Origin of the sequence: Salisediminibacterium beveridgei (genome assembly GCF_001721685.1) — a bacterium.
Lineage (GTDB): Bacteria > Bacillota > Bacilli > Bacillales > Salisediminibacteriaceae > Salisediminibacterium > Salisediminibacterium beveridgei.
Window position 1 is genome coordinate 478225 of sequence record NZ_CP012502.1, and the last position, 14583, is coordinate 492807.

Here is a 14583-nt window from a genome sequence, read left to right on the forward strand (position 1 = left end):
TCCTTACCATAAGGGCCGGTTTCTTTGGTATGATTTTCATACAAAGTAAGCTGAAGGCAGGAGTGAATCACGATGCGGAGAGTGTGGATAGACGGAATTTTGATCGTGTCATTGTTGGCGGTCGTGGTCTTCGCCGGCGGCTTCGGCTATGCACTGGTGGATCAGGCATGGCTGGCAGAGGAACCGGCGGAAGAAATCCCCGGACAGGAAGCGCCGATGCGGGAGGTGGTCCGGCTGCCTCTGATGCCGCTCGACGGCGTTGCGATGGATGTGCCGGATTCAGTGGATGGTGATGCGTACCGGCTTGTGGCACTGGGGGATTCCCTGACAAGAGGCATGGGCTCAGGAGATGGCGAAGGGTATTTGCCTTATGTGGAGGCCTCTTATCCGGAAGAGGCGCCGCTGGATTTGACGATTGTGAACGGCGCAGTCAATGGTCACCGGACAAATGACGTGACCAATGATCTGAACGATGCGGGATTGAACGGCCATGTGCAGGAAGCGGACATGATCGTCATGACCGTTGGCGGAAATGATCTGTTTCAAAGCGGGCAGGGTTTCTTTTCACAGGATCTCGATCAGTTCACGGAAGCCGCAAAGGAAGAATTCATCGATGATCTGGATGATCTGTATGCTGTCTTGACGAGATTGAATCCGGATGCGGATATCTTTCATATGGGTATCTACAACCCGTTTAAGGAGTTTGATTTCACCAACGAAACGAACCGGTTTGTCCGGGAGTGGAACAATGCCACGTCGGAACTGGCCGCAGACTATGAGCAGGTGATTTTTGTACCGGTTGCAGATGTGTTTGAACGGGACGTGTCCGACCTGTTATTCCGGGACTTTTTCCACCCGAATGACGCAGGCTATGAACGTATGGCAGAGCGGCTTTTAACCAGTCTGCGCTGGCCGGAAGGAAGTGAGGACTGATGGAAGCAAAGGACGCAAAGGGCGCACCCACATTAACAGTCAGCAATTTGTCGAAGACCATCGGCAAGACACCGATTATCAAAAACATCTCGTTTGACCTCTATCCGGGTGAAGTCTTTGGCTTTCTCGGGCCGAACGGTTCCGGGAAAACGACCACCATCCGGATGATCGTCGGACTGATCCGGCCGACGAAAGGGACAGTCGCCATCAGCGGCTATAATGTGCAAAAACAGTTTGTCAAAGCGATGCGAAATATCGGATCGATCGTGGAGAATCCGGAAATGTATGAGTACCTGAGCGGCTGGGAGAACCTCAAGCAGTTTCAGCGTATGGTCAAAGGCATCACAGAAGAGCGGATGCATGATGTGGTGACACTCGTCGGCATGACGAACCGGATTCACGACCCAGTGGGGACGTATTCCTTGGGCATGCGTCAGCGTCTTGGCATTGCCCAGGCCCTCTTGAACCGGCCGAAGGTGCTGATCCTCGATGAACCGGCGAATGGCCTTGATCCGAAAGGGATCCGGGAAATGCGGGAATTCATCCGCAGGCTCGCAGAAGAAGAGGGCCTCAGTGTACTGGTGTCGTCTCACTTGCTCAGTGAAATTCAGCAGATGTGCGACCGGGTGGCCATCATTTCCAAAGGGGAGGTGCTGGCCGTGGATTCCGTGGCGCATTTGTTGGCGGAACAGGGACGTATCATATGGGAAGTCACTCCGTACGAGCAGGGAAAGCAAATGATTCAAGGGTTTATGCCACTGATTGACCCGAAAACAACTGATCTGCCGGCAGGTCAGGTTGCCGCGGTGGACGACGGAACCGATCTGGCCTCGGTCAACGATGCCCTCGTGAAAGCGGGTGTCCGAGTACACCGGATGGAGCGGCAGCTGCCGGCACTCGAGGATCTCTTCCTGGAATTAACCGGGGGTGAATCCATTGACTGATCTGGTGTATAACGAATGGATCAAACTTGTTCGGAAAAAACGGATGTACGTCGTTGGCCTCATCATCGTGATCTTCGTCGGGATGTTCGCCTATGCCCAGCTGCTGCAGGAACGAACGGCAGAAGAGCGATTCGGCGACATGGCCTGGGAGGAGCAGCTGGAGTCGGAAATCGATTCCTTGGAATCCCGCATGGATCAAATGCAAATGCCTGAAGAGTTTCAGCAAAGCTTCGCCCGTCAGATCGAACAGCAGCGGGTATACCTTGAAGAAGGCATCAATCCGAATGAATCCGGTGCCCCGATGTTTCTGCGGATGTTTATCGATAACTCCGGCGATCTGTTCATTCCGCTTCTGATTGTTGTGGTCACAGCAGACCTTGTATCTTCGGAACGAAGTGCCGGGACCTTCAAGATGCTCCTGACAAGACCGGTGGAACGCTGGCGGGTGCTCCTCAGCAAATGGCTGACCATGGGACTCGCGGTATCTCTGATCGTGCTGTTCATCAGTCTGGCCTCGGTCGTGATCGCAGGCATCATGTTCGGTTTTGGCGGCTGGGATTACCCGATCATCACCCGGTTCAGTCCAGGCGCTGTGGAAGTGATCCCCCAGTGGCAATACATCCTCATGGCAACCGGGCTCACATGGTTTGCAGCCCTCGTTGTCGGATCACTGACTTTTCTTTTGTCTGTGTTACTGAAAAGTACAGCTGCAGTGATGGGGTTCATGCTGGCGGCACTGATCTCCGGGACGATTCTCTCGGTCTTCATCGCCTCTTGGGAAAACGCCAAGTACCTGTTTATGGTAAACCTCAGGCTCACGTCTTACTTAAGCGGTAACGCGCCGCCGGTAGAAGGGATGACCATGCTGTTTTCAATCGGGGTTCTGCTTATCTGGGGAGCGGTTGCAACGGCGATTGCATTCGTTTATTTCAACCGGAAGGATATGTATTGATAACATGTAACGGAGTCGCCCGATCACGCGATACGAAAAACCTTTCCCGTAAGCGTTTTTTTGAAGGTGAACTGATCGGACGACGGAACGAAACATAGAGATAGGCGGAAAAATCAAATCACTCCTGATCACCTGATTGCGTGTTGATGTTGACCTTGCAGGTCAGTCATTCATCTGTTCTTTCATAAAGGTCTCCCGGTCGGTTTCGATGATTTCTGTATCGTCGTTTATGACGTTATAAAAGCGGATCAGGGCTTCATCAAACTCAGGGTCAAGTTCATAATCGAGAACCGCCACTTCGGTTTCCTGTTCGTCCAAGGAAGAGATGTGGCGAAGGAGGAAATAGCTGTCTTGTTCAAACCAGTATTCCACTTCTTCGTCACCGTTTCGGAAGCTGATGTGGTGAGCAGTGTACCCGTTGATGTCTTCCGTTCCTTCATAAGAGGATCTGTGGGTATCGAGGTACTCGAGAATCATCGGTTCCTCTCCGGAAAGGTCTGCTGCGTAGCCGTCCATGCGTTGTTCCTCGATGAGGTGCGCTTCGCTTTCTCCTTCGGTATAATGCAGGGTGCCTTCCCCGTCGTTGATGATATATTCTGTTGGAGAAGGTCCTTCATGTTTCATGATTCGGTGTTCAAATACGCTGTCGTCATCTTCTCTTGGAAAAAGCCAGATTTCTTCTTCAGTGATCACTTCCTGCACTTCTTCTTCACCTGAGCGGGATTTCGTTTGTTGATGGACATAAAGACCTTCGCGTTCTTCCTCTGCTTCGAGGGCACTGTCGATCACGCTGGTCACATTTTCTTCAGGTTCGATTTCTTGCTGATCGTTTTCTTCGTAGTTGTTTTCATTGTCAGGGCCGCTATCGCCATTGTTATTGTCCGTATCCGTAATGTGGTTGTTATCTGCGTCATTACAGGCAAAGAGCAGTAAGGCGGCACCTGTGAATGAGAGTGCTGCGGATTTTATGGCACGCATGCTCATCCTCCTTTAACCAGTCATTGGTATTCACATTCCCAGCATGAAGGCAGCTAAACAGTACAGCTGAAAATCAGGTAAAAAGTCGAAGGACTTCCATAGGTAAAGTGAACTTGTCATACATACATCGTTATTTTGACAGATGGACTGATCTGTCCGTTCTCAAGTAAGCGCTGTCACATTACAATAAGAGGTGTACGATCGGTTTGACAAAGCCTAAAAAGGAGCGTGAAGTGTTATGAAGAAGATCATCAACAGTCCGGAGCATGTGCTCGATGAAATGCTCGATGGGTTCGCCTATGCGAATGCTCATCTGGTTAAACGGGTCACAGGCACAAGCGTCATTGCCCGGAAGTACAAAAATGACGGCCAGGTCGCCCTTGTCAGCGGCGGTGGAAGTGGTCATGAACCGAGCCATGCCGGATTTGTCGGCAAAGGAATGCTCGCATCGGCTGTATGCGGGGAGGTGTTCACATCACCGACGCCGGATCAGGTGTATGAAGGGATCAAAGCGGCAGACCAGGGCGGCGGCGTGCTTCTGATCATCAAGAATTACACCGGAGACGTGATGAACTTTGAAATGGCCGCGGAACTTGCGGAAGCTGACGGCATTGACGTGGCGCATATTGTGGTCGATGACGATATCGCTGTGGAGGACAGTTCGTTCACGGCAGGAAAGCGCGGCGTTGCCGGCACCGTCATCATGCACAAAATCCTCGGTGCCGCAGCCGAGAGTGGGATGGGGCTTCAAGAGCTGAAGACACTGGGAGAAACATTGGTGGCCAGTATCAAATCCATCGGGGTATCGATTCTCCCGGCCACCGTTCCGGCAGTCGGAAAACCGGGCTTTGAACTGGCAGATGACGAGATGGAGTATGGCGTCGGGATTCACGGGGAACCGGGTTACCGCCGCGAGCCGTTGAAGTCATCGAAAGAAATTGCCGAAGAGCTGGTCATGAAACTGAAGGACGCCTTTGATTGGCAAGAAGGCGACCGCTACGGGGTCCTCGTCAACGGTCTTGGTGCGACCCCGCTCATGGAACAGTTCGTCTTTATGAACGATACGGCGAAGCTTTTGGACCAGGAAGGACTGGACATCGCGTTTAAAAAAGTCGGTTCTTTGATGACGTCGCTCGACATGGCAGGGGTGTCGCTGACACTGGTGAAAGTGGCAGACGAGAAGTGGCTCGACTATTGGCATATGCCGGTGGAGACAACGGACTGGGCGTAATCACGGCTGATGGAAAAAGAGAGCGCCAGACTAAGCTTCAGATGGAGGGCTGATCAATGTTTACAGTGGAGAATACGATTGAACTGTTCCGGAATTTTGCCACGAAGGTGCAAACGGATAAGGCGTGGCTGTCGGATCTGGATACGCCGATCGGCGATGGTGATCACGGGACGAATATGGCCCGGGGGCTGACCGAGGTCACGGCAAAGCTTGACGCAGGTACCTACAAGGATCCGGGGGATGTGTTCAAGGCTGCGGCGATGGCAATGATCGGCAAAACCGGCGGTGCATCGGGCCCATTGTACGGAACGGCATTCATGGAAATGAGTAAAGCCGTCCAGGCGAATCCGGATGACATCACCGGCGCCCTGGAGGCGGGCCTTGCAGGCATTCAAAAGCGGGGGAAGGCAACGGCGGGAGAGAAGACGATGGTAGACGTCTGGGTTCCGGTGATCGAATCGGTCAAAGCCGGCGGTCTCAACGCGGAACACGTGGACGCGTATGTGGAAAAAACGAAGCCGATGAAAGCGACGAAAGGACGCGCATCTTATCTGGGTGAGCGTTCGATCGGCCATCTGGACCCGGGATCGGCTTCCAGCGGCTTGTTTTTCAAAGCGCTTCTTGAGGGAGGAGCGTTATCATGACAAAATCTTATGGGGTCTTTATCGCCTCGCACTCAGCCTCTTTGGCTGAAGGGGTGGCAGAGCTGTTAAAGGGGTCGGCACCGGACGTGCCGATCACCTTTACCGGCGGGAATGATGACGGGGAGCTCGGGGCAAGCTTTGAGAAGATCGAAGCAGCACTTACTGCCAACAGTGCCGTTGAAGTGTTTGCCTTTTACGATCTGGGCAGCGCGAAGATGACTTTGGAGATGGTGATGGAAATGGCGGAAAAACCGGTTCATCTGATGGATGCGGCGCTGGTTGAAGGGGCCTATACGGCGGCTGCACTTGCCCAGGGCGGTGCATCCTTTGAGGCAATCCGTGAACAATTGGAATCGCTGATGGTGAAACGGAAATAACCGCTGGCGGTCCGAGTGGGGCATGGCGCCCCGCTTCGGGCCTTTTGATCCACCGGCCGGATAGACGGTTAACTGAAGGAGAAGATGGCTGATGACCCATTCCCTGATCACGAAGAAGATCATTGCCCGCTCACTGAAGGATTTGATGGAACAAAAAGCATTCGCAAAAATTTCTGTCCGTGATATTATGGCATGCGCGGATCTCAGGCGTCAGACGTTTTACTATCATTTTCAGGATAAGTATGAGCTGTTAACGTGGATTTACGAAGACGAGACCCGGGAGAACAGCATCGATTTTTTTCAGTATGATGATCCGGAGCGGATTTTTGATCACCTGCTCCATTACGTGTATGACAACCGGACGTTTTATGAGAAAGCGATCCAGGTTCATGAACAGAACGGTTTTTTTCAGGCATTGACCAGTCACATGGAGGCCCTGTACCGCACTCTGATCAGTGAGTGGGCCAAACAGGATGGCTTTCGCATGGAGAACGACCAGGTGGATTTACTGGTCCGGTTTTACAGCCGCGGCTTCACCGGTGTTGTGGAGAACTGGCTTATTGGAGGATGCCGCGAGGATCCGGTGGTGATCGCAAAAGAATTGAATGATGTGGTACATATTGGATTGCGGACGCAGCTGAGTCAAAAGAGCGGGGAAACCATGTCGGGTGATAGAGGTGAGAGTACATGAAACATCTGATAAACGATCCGGCACAGGCGGTGCGTGAGATGCTGCAGGGGTTTGCCATTGCCAATGAGGCGACGGTGGAACTGCTTATAGAGCAGCAGGCGATTGTCCGCCGGACCATATCAAAGGATCACGTCGCGCTGATCAGTGGCGGAGGCAGCGGCCATGAACCGGGACACTTCGGTTATGTCAATGAGAACCTGTTGACTGCAGCGGTGCACGGACCGGTCTTCGTTCCGCCGTCGAAGACGCAGGTGCTTGAGACGATCCGCCATGTGGACCGGGGGCAGGGGATTCTGGTGATTGTCAAAAATTTTACCGCGGACCTGGATGCCTTTCTACCGGCAGTGATCCAGGCAAAAACCGAGGGGATCGCCGTCACACATGTAATTGTTGATGATGACGTGTCGGTTGCCAACGATGACAGCTTTGAACGGAGAAGACGAGGTGTGGCGGGGACCGTGCTGGTTCACCGGATCCTCGGGAAGGCTGCTTCTGAAGGCCAATCGCTGAAGGAACTGAAAGCCTTAGGCGAACGCCTGATTCAGTCGATGTCGACGTTGGGCGTGGCGCTGACCCCGGCGTCGGTTCCGGGACAGGACGCTCCTTTGTTTGAGCTTCACGACGAAGAGGTCTATTTCGGGGTGGGCATACACGGGGAAGCGGGGTACCGAAAAGCACCGATGCAGGACTCAGAGCGGATCGCCGTCGAACTGGTGAACAAGCTGAAGAGTCGGTACCGCTGGAAAAAAAGAGACCGGTATGTGGTATTGGTAAACGGCCTCGGGGGCACGACGCTGATGGAACAGTATATCTTCACAAACGACGTCCGCCAGCTTCTGCAGCTCGAAGGTCTGGAGGTCAGTTGGGCCGGGACAGGCAACTGGCTGACGTCTTTGAATATGAGGGGGATTTCCCTGACGATGATGAAAGTGGAAGATCACGAGTGGCTCCGCCTGCTAGGTATTGCATCCTGCTGATTGAAAAAGCATGCCGCATATTACGGCATGCTTTCGTCATGTTTCATAGGAAAGTAGAAGTGTAACGAAGGCTTTCGCCATCACTATGGCGATAAGCCAAGTTTTCTTTATTCAAAGCTGTTATTTCGCGGAAAGGCCACCGTCAATCCGGTACTGAGAACCGGTGATAAACCTCGACTCGTCGGAAGCCAGGAAGAGGACGAGGTCGGCAATGTCACGATTGATGGCGTAGCGTTTCATCGGGATGCCTTCTTCCTGGGCCTTCTTTACCTCTTCCCCATGACCAGGCGAAAAGCCTTCCTCGAGCGAACGCATCATCCGGTTATCCACCGGAGACGGGTGGATGGAATTGACGCGGACCTTGTAATCGGCAGCTTCAAGCGCGGCTGTTTTCGTTGCACCAATGACGGCGTGCTTACTGGTCACATACGGCAATACCCCCGCAGCACCGATAAATCCGGCAACAGAGGAGTTGTTGATGATGCTCCCGCTCTGCTGTTTTTGCATCACAGGGAGAACGTGCTTCATCCCGAGAAAGACGCCTTTGACGTTGACGTCCATGACGAGATCATACTCCTCTTCGGTCTGTTCTGTCAGCGGCTTGACTTTTCCTTCTGTACCGGCATTGTTAAAAAAGATGTCGATGGTGCCAAAACGCTCCACGGTCTGATCCACAAAGGCTTTGACCTCGTCTTCGTGACGCACATCGGCTTTTACGGTCAATACATCACCATGTCCACTGAGCGCCTGTTTGGCTTCATTCAAGGCTTCTTCGTCGATGTCGACTAACGAAACCTTCGCACCGTGTTCAAGAAATAGCAGCGCGGTCTCTTTGCCAATGCCACCTGTTCCCCCGGTGATGACGGCAACTTTCCCTTCCAGACGTTTTGTCATACTGAATTCCTCCCCTTTGGAATCTATAAAAGTAATAAAATCCCTGTAAATCTCATTCCCGTCCCTCTCATTTTGTAAACGCTTACATGATGAGGTTTGTTTCTTTCGGTTCAAATCCGGGAACAGGTTCAGTTGTGAATGATAATCGACAAGGAGGCGGGCGCCATGATTTTTGCAAAAGAGGCATTCGAAACGAAACATGTGCTGATTACCGGAGCAACAGGCGGTATTGGTGAAGCTGTGGCAGTTGCCGCAGCAGAACATGGAATGAAAGTAACCCTCACAGGACGGAATCCTGACAAACTCAAGGCAGTGACTGAAACGGTCCGGGCACACGGAGGAAGCAAGGCATCTGTACAAGCGGTCCGGGGAGATCTGACCGTGAAGGAGGACCGTTCACGTATGCTCGATGAGGCGATGGAAGCCCACGGACCGCTGCATCACCTGGTGAATAATGCGGGCATTGCCAAAGGCGCGGTGATGGAGGACCTCACCGAAGAAGACCTGCGAGACGTCATGGAACTGAACTTCACATCAACGGTGCTGTTCACCCAGGAGGTTTATCACCGGATGACGAAGGCGAATTCCGGTGAGACGATCGTCAATGTGGCCTCCCTTTCAGGTCTAAGGGGAACGTACGGCGCAACGGCATACTGCGGTTCGAAATTTGCTTTGATCGGCTTCACGCAGTCTTTTGCTTATGAAGCGATTGAACACGGGATTCGTGTCAATGCGGTCTGCCCTGGATTTGTGGAAACGGACATGGCCAGGTCGATCATTCAAAGGAAAGCTGAACGTAAGGGGAGGACGTATGAAGAAGAGTACAAGACGACGATGGATTCATTACCCTCCAAGCGCATCACGCAGCCGGATGAAGTGGCGAACAGCATTCTCTACCTCATGAGCCCGGCCGCGGGAAACATCATCGGGGAGTCTATGAAAATTTCAGGTGGAGCCGTGATGCACGGATGAATAGTCCCGCCACATCATTTCGAACGAAATTTGAAGTGGGGGGTTCCGGGTATCGACTTTCAAGATGACGATTAACCGCTAGTGGAGTTGACACAGTGGTGTGCTAAAAACACCCAAATCCGCTAACCCTTTGGTCTTGCCTTTGGGATTACTTTTTTATTGTAAAATGACAGAGAAGCCGGAATGATCGATTCCGGCTTTTTTCGATCGCCAAAACCGTACAGGCCTCAAAATATGGTATGATGGAGTATGACTTTTTAACGGATGAAACGGGTGAATGCCAGCATGTTGACAATGGATGAAATCAAAAAAGCGTACTCCAAAAAGTTCTTTGACCGGGGTTTACTCTATGCCAGAGAAGGCCATGTGAAAGAGCTGCACTGGAATGAGAAAAAACAGCGGGTCACAGCGAAAGTCTATGGCTCGCGCCCCTATAAAATCACCATCAGTTTCCCGGATGTCAAGGCGATCAGTGACGACTGCACGTGTCCGGCATTTGAAACGTACGGGGAATGTAAGCATATTACGGCGGTGCTGATTGAACTCGCCAATCGCTCAAAGCAGGACCGGCCGGTGGAGGACCATATCACAAGCCTGTTTCGCACGATGTTTACCGAAGACCGGTGGGACGAGGCGTCGACCGCTTCGAACGTGCCCAAAAAGAATACCGATGCCGGACAGCGGCTGGTGGAGGAATTCGCCGGCATGATTCATCCTGCACCCTCTTTTACCGGGGTGCCCTTCGGGGAAGAAAAAACGACACTCGACGTGGAATCGGCCGTCCTCTTTATGCCCAATCCGGATGGCATCTTTTTCAGTTTGGCCGTGGAATTGAAAGTCGGCGAGGACAGGCTTTTCAGAGTGAAGGACATCAGGGAATTCCTTGATGCCGTGAAAAAAGGCCATGACCTCTATTTCACCAAAAGCTTCAGCTATGAGCCGGAGCACCACCAGTTCACGGAACAAGATCAAGAGCTCTTGGATGTACTTCATATCATTTATGAGAATGAACAATTTTACGATGCGACCCATATGTATGATGCGTTGAAAAAACGACTGCACATCCCCCTGGCCTATTCCGAAGACCTTCTGCACATCGCTGCTTCGAAAGGCAGCATGGCAATCGACAGCAACGGACGCGATATCGGGGAACTGCGTTTTATCCAGGAGGAGTTGCCGTTTACGTTTTCTGTGACCCGTGATGAAGACATCTTGACGTTACACGTCGCGTCGGTCTCTGATGCGATGCTGCTTGAAGAAGCCCCGCTGCTTGCAGACAAGGAAAAGCTCTATCCGATCAATGACCGTCAAAGAACCATTTTTCAGTTGATTCGCACCCAGTTGAAAAAGCTCAAAACAAAGCAGTCAGACCCAGATGCCATCTATTTTTCAAGAGACGATGAGGAAGCGTTTTTCACGCATCTGTTGCCCAAGCTTGAATTGATCGGTCCGGTCAGTCTCTCGGATGATGCGTTGGAACATGTGAATTACCAGCCCTTTTCCGGTAAAGTTACGCTTGATTTGACTGATGAATACCGGCTCACAGCCGATGTGGCCTATCACTACGGCGACCAGGTAATCAGGCCTTTTGGCGAAGTGCCTTTCCGTCAGCCTGTAAAACCGGACGCAAACAAACTCGTCAGGGACACGGAACACGAGCAGCGGATCATGGCGGTCATTGAGCAGGCGGACTTTCATTATAACGGGCACGAGCTCTACCTCATAGAGGAGGAACAGCAATACCGCTTCCTGTTTGAACTGTTGCCTTATCTTGCCCGTGAGGCGGATGTGTATTACTCCGAGTCTTTGAAGAACATTCTCGCAGCAGAAGCGCCGGCACCGGTCGTTGAACTGAACTACCAGGAATCCGGTAATTACCTCGAGGCGGGCTTTGATATGCCGGGGGTATCCAAAGACCAGCTGCAGGCATTGCTCGGAGCGATTGTTGAGAAGAAGCGCTTCTTCAGGCTGTCATCCGGCGAAGTCATTCCCTTGAGACAGGATCATTTCAGCCAGGTGGAACAACTGGTCACCGGTCTTGGATTGAATCCCGATGAGATGGTTGACGGGAAGGTAAAGCTGCCTGGCTACCGGAGCCTCGAAGCGGAGGAAATCCTTCGAAAAGAAGGCAAGACCCGCTACTCCCGTGCGTTCAAAGAACTCCTTGAAGCGATCCGTCACCCTGAAAGCGGCGATACACCGTTGCCGGAGGGCTTGACTGCGGATCTCAGGCAGTATCAGGTCACCGGTTTTCAGTGGCTTACGTCGCTCTCGTCATACGGGTTCGGCGGCGTACTGGCCGATGACATGGGACTGGGGAAGACCTTGCAGGCGATCGCCTATCTGCTTCATGAAAAAACAAAAGCCGAAAAGGCAGGAGTCGATCCGGGACAGGCGCTGGTCATTTCGCCGGCGTCACTGACGCATAACTGGAAAAACGAGCTGGAGAAATTCGCCCCGACGTTACGAGCGCATGTGATTGATGGTGCGAAGGCGGAGCGGATTGCAGCGTTTCGGGAAGCTGTGGATGCGGATGTTGTGATCACGTCCTATCCGAAAGCGAGGCAGGACGACGCAGAACTGACGAAACGCCGGTACACAACGCTCATTCTCGATGAGTCACAGGCGATCAAGAATCCGGCGACGAAAATTGCAAAAACCGTGAAGACGATTCCGGCAAACCGGCGCTTTGCCCTGAGCGGAACCCCGGTTGAGAATTCCCTCGACGAACTCTGGGCGGTATTCGATGCGGTCATGCCTGGTCTCTTCCCTGGGAAAAAGGCATTCAGACAGCTCAGTGATGAGGCGATTTCCCGCATCAGCCGGCCGTTTATTTTGCGCCGGTTAAAGCAGGATGTGCTGACGGAGCTGCCGGATAAAATTGAAAGTGTTCAGTATTCGGAATTAACCGATGATCAAAAATCCTTGTATCTGGCGTATCTGGAACGGATTCAGGGCGAAGCGTCCCAAGCGATTCAGTCGGACGGCTTCCAGCAGAGCCGGATGAAAATTCTTGCCGGCTTGACCCGGCTCAGGCAGCTTTGTTGCCATCCTTCTTTGTTCATTGAGGATTACGAAGGGGAATCCGGGAAGCTGAATGATCTGTTGGAGCTCGTCGCGAATGCGGTGGAGAACGGACGCAGACTCCTGATCTTCTCGCAGTTCTCATCGATGCTGACGATGATGAAAGAGGTGCTTGAACAAGCCGGCTACGACCTGTTTTATCTCGATGGCCAAACGCCTGGAAAAGCGCGGGTCGAGATGGCGGAGCGTTTTAATCAGGGAGAAAAAGAACTGTTTTTGATCTCGCTGAAGGCAGGAGGAACCGGATTGAACCTGCCTGGTGCAGACCTGGTTGTCTTATACGATCTCTGGTGGAACCCGGCGGTTGAAGAACAGGCCGCCGGGCGAGCGCACCGGATGGGGCAGAAGAAGGTCGTCCAGGTGATCCGGATGGTTTCACAGGGAACGATTGAAGAGAAGATTCACGAACTCCAAAAGCGGAAAAAGGAACTCATCGATACGGTGATCCAGCCTGGTGAGTCGTCGATTTCCTCGCTGACAGAAGACGATATCCGGGAGTTATTGAGTTTTTAGAGCAGAAAGTGGCTGATGGGGATGGCGAAGAAGCTGGCATATGTGCTGATACCGATGATGTTTCTGCTGTATCTGCTGACGGTGTTTTTACCGGAGGCGGGTGTTGTTCAAGGTGCATTGATTGCGATGACGATTCTCTTTTACGGCATCTGTCTGAAGGATGCCGGACGGACGGAGCTGATACTGAACTTCGTGTTCTTGACAGGGGGTGTCAGCCTTCTCGTGGCTTCGGGGTACCCGTTCAGCGCGTCGCTTCCCGGGGCGACGACGATGGTGGATCTCGTGATGTTCATCTTGTTTGTGCCCCTGATCTCGTCCCCCATCAAGAAGTATTTACCAGTGGTTCAAGATGTGTTGACGCGTTTGAAGCAGAAACTGTCCCCACTCACGGTATCCGAATATTTCACGTTCATCATGAGTCTGATGATCAATCTGTCGAGTGTGCCGCTGAATACACGGATCTTCCGGGCAGATTTACCGGAATCGGCGTATCCGCGGCTGATCGCCTTGCAAAACCGGGCATTTGCCCTGGCGATTCTCGTGACGCCTGTGGGTGCAGCAATTACGCTCACCGTGAGCTATACAGGGGTGAGCTACCTTCAGCTCGTGCCGGTACAGCTGATGGTGGTGGCCGGTGCCATGATTCTCTCGAGGGTGATGGTCAAGCGTGACGTCCTTTACGAAACAACGGAGGAAGAAGCACATCGGCCCGTTTACAAACGGGAACTGCTGGCGATCTTTTTGCCTTTCCTGTTGTTTCTGGCAGTACTGACAGTCATGGAGATGCAGTCGGTCTATGGCATGATGGATATTATTCTCATGGTCGTCGTGCCCTACTCACTGGTGTGGAGCATGGTCACGCGTCAACTGGGGCAGTGGCAGACTGACGCCATGGACCAGGTGAAGAGTGTGACGAAGTTTTTCCGGCAGTTCTCCGTGATTCTGATGGCGGGCTGGTTCATTGCGTCACTGAATCTCTATTTGGAAACCAGCGATGTGCTGGACACGTTGGCAGCCGTGACGCAGATGCTTCCTTTGGCGGTTCTGATGGTGCTGATTCTGTCTCTCATGGTCGGCGCATCCCTCATCGGGATCCATCAGTTTGTCGTGCTCGTCTTGCTCCTTGAGGTGTTCACCAGCATGGAACCGTTTATGCCGATGCCTTTATTGGGGAGTATCCTCATGCTCGGTATGGTATCCGGGATGCTGTTAAGCCCTTACAGCGGGTTGAACCTGATGGTGCAGTCGACATTCCCGGGCTACACGTCCGCCGGAGTGGCCAGGCTGCAGTGGCGTTTTATGGCCATCCTGCTTGGCGGCATTGTACTCGTGTACGCACTATTGAGCGGGCTGATCTAAGTACATAGCAAGTGTGGAAAGGGGGGAGATCTCT

At 52.6% G+C, this 14583-nt stretch carries 13 protein-coding genes; 11 read left to right on the forward strand and 2 right to left on the reverse strand.

Annotation, left to right across the window (positions count from 1 at the left end; translation table 11 throughout):
- Window positions 1-72: 72 nt before the first annotated feature.
- Genes BBEV_RS02050 through BBEV_RS02060 form a run of 3 tightly spaced genes read left to right on the forward strand, consistent with a single transcriptional unit; the run spans window position 73 to window position 2829 of the window.
- Window positions 73-933 carry a GDSL-type esterase/lipase family protein gene (locus BBEV_RS02050; protein ID WP_069363947.1) on the forward strand — a complete coding sequence of 287 codons (861 nt, stop codon included), beginning with the start codon at window positions 73-75 and terminating at the stop codon, window positions 931-933.
- Window positions 933-1877 (forward strand): ABC transporter ATP-binding protein, encoded by a 945-nt coding sequence (locus tag BBEV_RS02055; protein ID WP_069363948.1) that lies wholly within the window; start codon window positions 933-935, stop codon window positions 1875-1877. Before BBEV_RS02050 ends, BBEV_RS02055 begins: the two co-directional genes overlap by 1 nt.
- The gene (locus BBEV_RS02060) at window positions 1870-2829 is read left to right on the forward strand and encodes an ABC transporter permease (RefSeq protein WP_069363949.1); all 960 of its coding nucleotides are present in this window, start codon (window positions 1870-1872) and stop codon (window positions 2827-2829) included. The genes BBEV_RS02055 and BBEV_RS02060 overlap by 8 nt, the downstream gene beginning before the upstream one ends.
- A gap of 162 nt (window positions 2830-2991) precedes the next feature.
- Here BBEV_RS02060 and BBEV_RS02065 read toward each other — a convergent pair whose 3' ends face one another.
- On the reverse strand, window positions 2992-3807 hold the full coding sequence (locus BBEV_RS02065) for a DUF2092 domain-containing protein (RefSeq protein WP_069363950.1): 816 nt from the start codon (window positions 3805-3807) through the stop codon (window positions 2992-2994).
- A gap of 238 nt (window positions 3808-4045) precedes the next feature.
- Here BBEV_RS02065 and dhaK point away from each other — a divergent pair, with 238 nt between their 5' ends.
- The 5 genes from dhaK (at window position 4046) to dhaQ (ending at window position 7727) form a co-directional block, all read left to right on the forward strand.
- Window positions 4046-5038, forward strand: coding sequence for a dihydroxyacetone kinase subunit DhaK (gene dhaK, locus BBEV_RS02070; RefSeq protein WP_069363951.1), 993 nt, complete (start codon window positions 4046-4048; stop codon window positions 5036-5038).
- A 56-nt stretch (window positions 5039-5094) separates the two neighbouring features.
- The gene (dhaL, locus tag BBEV_RS02075) at window positions 5095-5682 is read left to right on the forward strand and encodes a dihydroxyacetone kinase subunit DhaL (RefSeq protein ID WP_069363952.1); all 588 of its coding nucleotides are present in this window, start codon (window positions 5095-5097) and stop codon (window positions 5680-5682) included.
- Window positions 5676-6059 carry a dihydroxyacetone kinase phosphoryl donor subunit DhaM gene (gene dhaM, locus BBEV_RS02080; protein ID WP_407690257.1) on the forward strand — a complete coding sequence of 128 codons (384 nt, stop codon included), beginning with the start codon at window positions 5676-5678 and terminating at the stop codon, window positions 6057-6059. The genes dhaL and dhaM overlap by 7 nt, the downstream gene beginning before the upstream one ends.
- Window positions 6060-6150: 91 nt before the next feature.
- A complete protein-coding gene (dhaS, locus tag BBEV_RS02085) occupies window positions 6151-6750 on the forward strand; it encodes a dihydroxyacetone kinase transcriptional activator DhaS (protein ID WP_069363954.1) in 600 nt (199 codons plus the stop codon).
- On the forward strand, window positions 6747-7727 hold the full coding sequence (dhaQ, locus tag BBEV_RS02090; RefSeq protein WP_069363955.1) for a DhaKLM operon coactivator DhaQ: 981 nt from the start codon (window positions 6747-6749) through the stop codon (window positions 7725-7727). The genes dhaS and dhaQ overlap by 4 nt, the downstream gene beginning before the upstream one ends.
- Before the next feature lie 120 nt (window positions 7728-7847).
- On the opposite strand, the gene BBEV_RS02095 is transcribed toward dhaQ, so the two are convergent.
- The gene (locus BBEV_RS02095; protein ID WP_069363956.1) at window positions 7848-8621 is read right to left on the reverse strand and encodes an SDR family NAD(P)-dependent oxidoreductase; all 774 of its coding nucleotides are present in this window, start codon (window positions 8619-8621) and stop codon (window positions 7848-7850) included.
- A gap of 165 nt (window positions 8622-8786) precedes the next feature.
- On the opposite strand from BBEV_RS02095, the gene BBEV_RS02100 reads away from it, so the two are divergent.
- From BBEV_RS02100 to BBEV_RS02110, 3 genes are all read left to right on the forward strand, one after another.
- Window positions 8787-9593, forward strand: coding sequence for an SDR family NAD(P)-dependent oxidoreductase (locus tag BBEV_RS02100; RefSeq protein ID WP_069363957.1), 807 nt, complete (start codon window positions 8787-8789; stop codon window positions 9591-9593).
- A gap of 285 nt (window positions 9594-9878) precedes the next feature.
- Complete coding sequence (locus BBEV_RS02105) at window positions 9879-13190, forward strand: DEAD/DEAH box helicase (RefSeq protein WP_069366562.1); 3312 nt, start codon at window positions 9879-9881, stop codon at window positions 13188-13190.
- Between the two features lie 21 nt (window positions 13191-13211).
- Window positions 13212-14549, forward strand: coding sequence for a hypothetical protein (locus tag BBEV_RS02110; protein ID WP_198155047.1), 1338 nt, complete (start codon window positions 13212-13214; stop codon window positions 14547-14549).
- Window positions 14550-14583 lie beyond the last annotated feature (34 nt).

What these genes read in the sequence shown, in the direction of transcription:
- BBEV_RS02050 (WP_069363947.1), top strand. Translation starts at nt 73, where the DNA reads ATGCGGAGAGTGTGGATAGACGGAATTTTGATCGTGTCATTGTTGGCG.
- BBEV_RS02055 (WP_069363948.1), top strand. Translation starts at nt 933, where the DNA reads ATGGAAGCAAAGGACGCAAAGGGCGCACCCACATTAACAGTCAGCAAT.
- BBEV_RS02065 (WP_069363950.1), bottom strand. Translation starts at nt 3,807, where the DNA reads ATGCGTGCCATAAAATCCGCAGCACTCTCATTCACAGGTGCCGCCTTA.
- dhaK (WP_069363951.1), top strand. Translation starts at nt 4,046, where the DNA reads ATGAAGAAGATCATCAACAGTCCGGAGCATGTGCTCGATGAAATGCTC.
- dhaL (WP_069363952.1), top strand. Translation starts at nt 5,095, where the DNA reads ATGTTTACAGTGGAGAATACGATTGAACTGTTCCGGAATTTTGCCACG.
- dhaS (WP_069363954.1), top strand. Translation starts at nt 6,151, where the DNA reads ATGACCCATTCCCTGATCACGAAGAAGATCATTGCCCGCTCACTGAAG.
- dhaQ (WP_069363955.1), top strand. Translation starts at nt 6,747, where the DNA reads ATGAAACATCTGATAAACGATCCGGCACAGGCGGTGCGTGAGATGCTG.
- BBEV_RS02095 (WP_069363956.1), bottom strand. Translation starts at nt 8,621, where the DNA reads ATGACAAAACGTCTGGAAGGGAAAGTTGCCGTCATCACCGGGGGAACA.
- BBEV_RS02100 (WP_069363957.1), top strand. Translation starts at nt 8,787, where the DNA reads ATGATTTTTGCAAAAGAGGCATTCGAAACGAAACATGTGCTGATTACC.
- BBEV_RS02105 (WP_069366562.1), top strand. Translation starts at nt 9,879, where the DNA reads ATGTTGACAATGGATGAAATCAAAAAAGCGTACTCCAAAAAGTTCTTT.
- BBEV_RS02110 (WP_198155047.1), top strand. Translation starts at nt 13,212, where the DNA reads ATGGCGAAGAAGCTGGCATATGTGCTGATACCGATGATGTTTCTGCTG.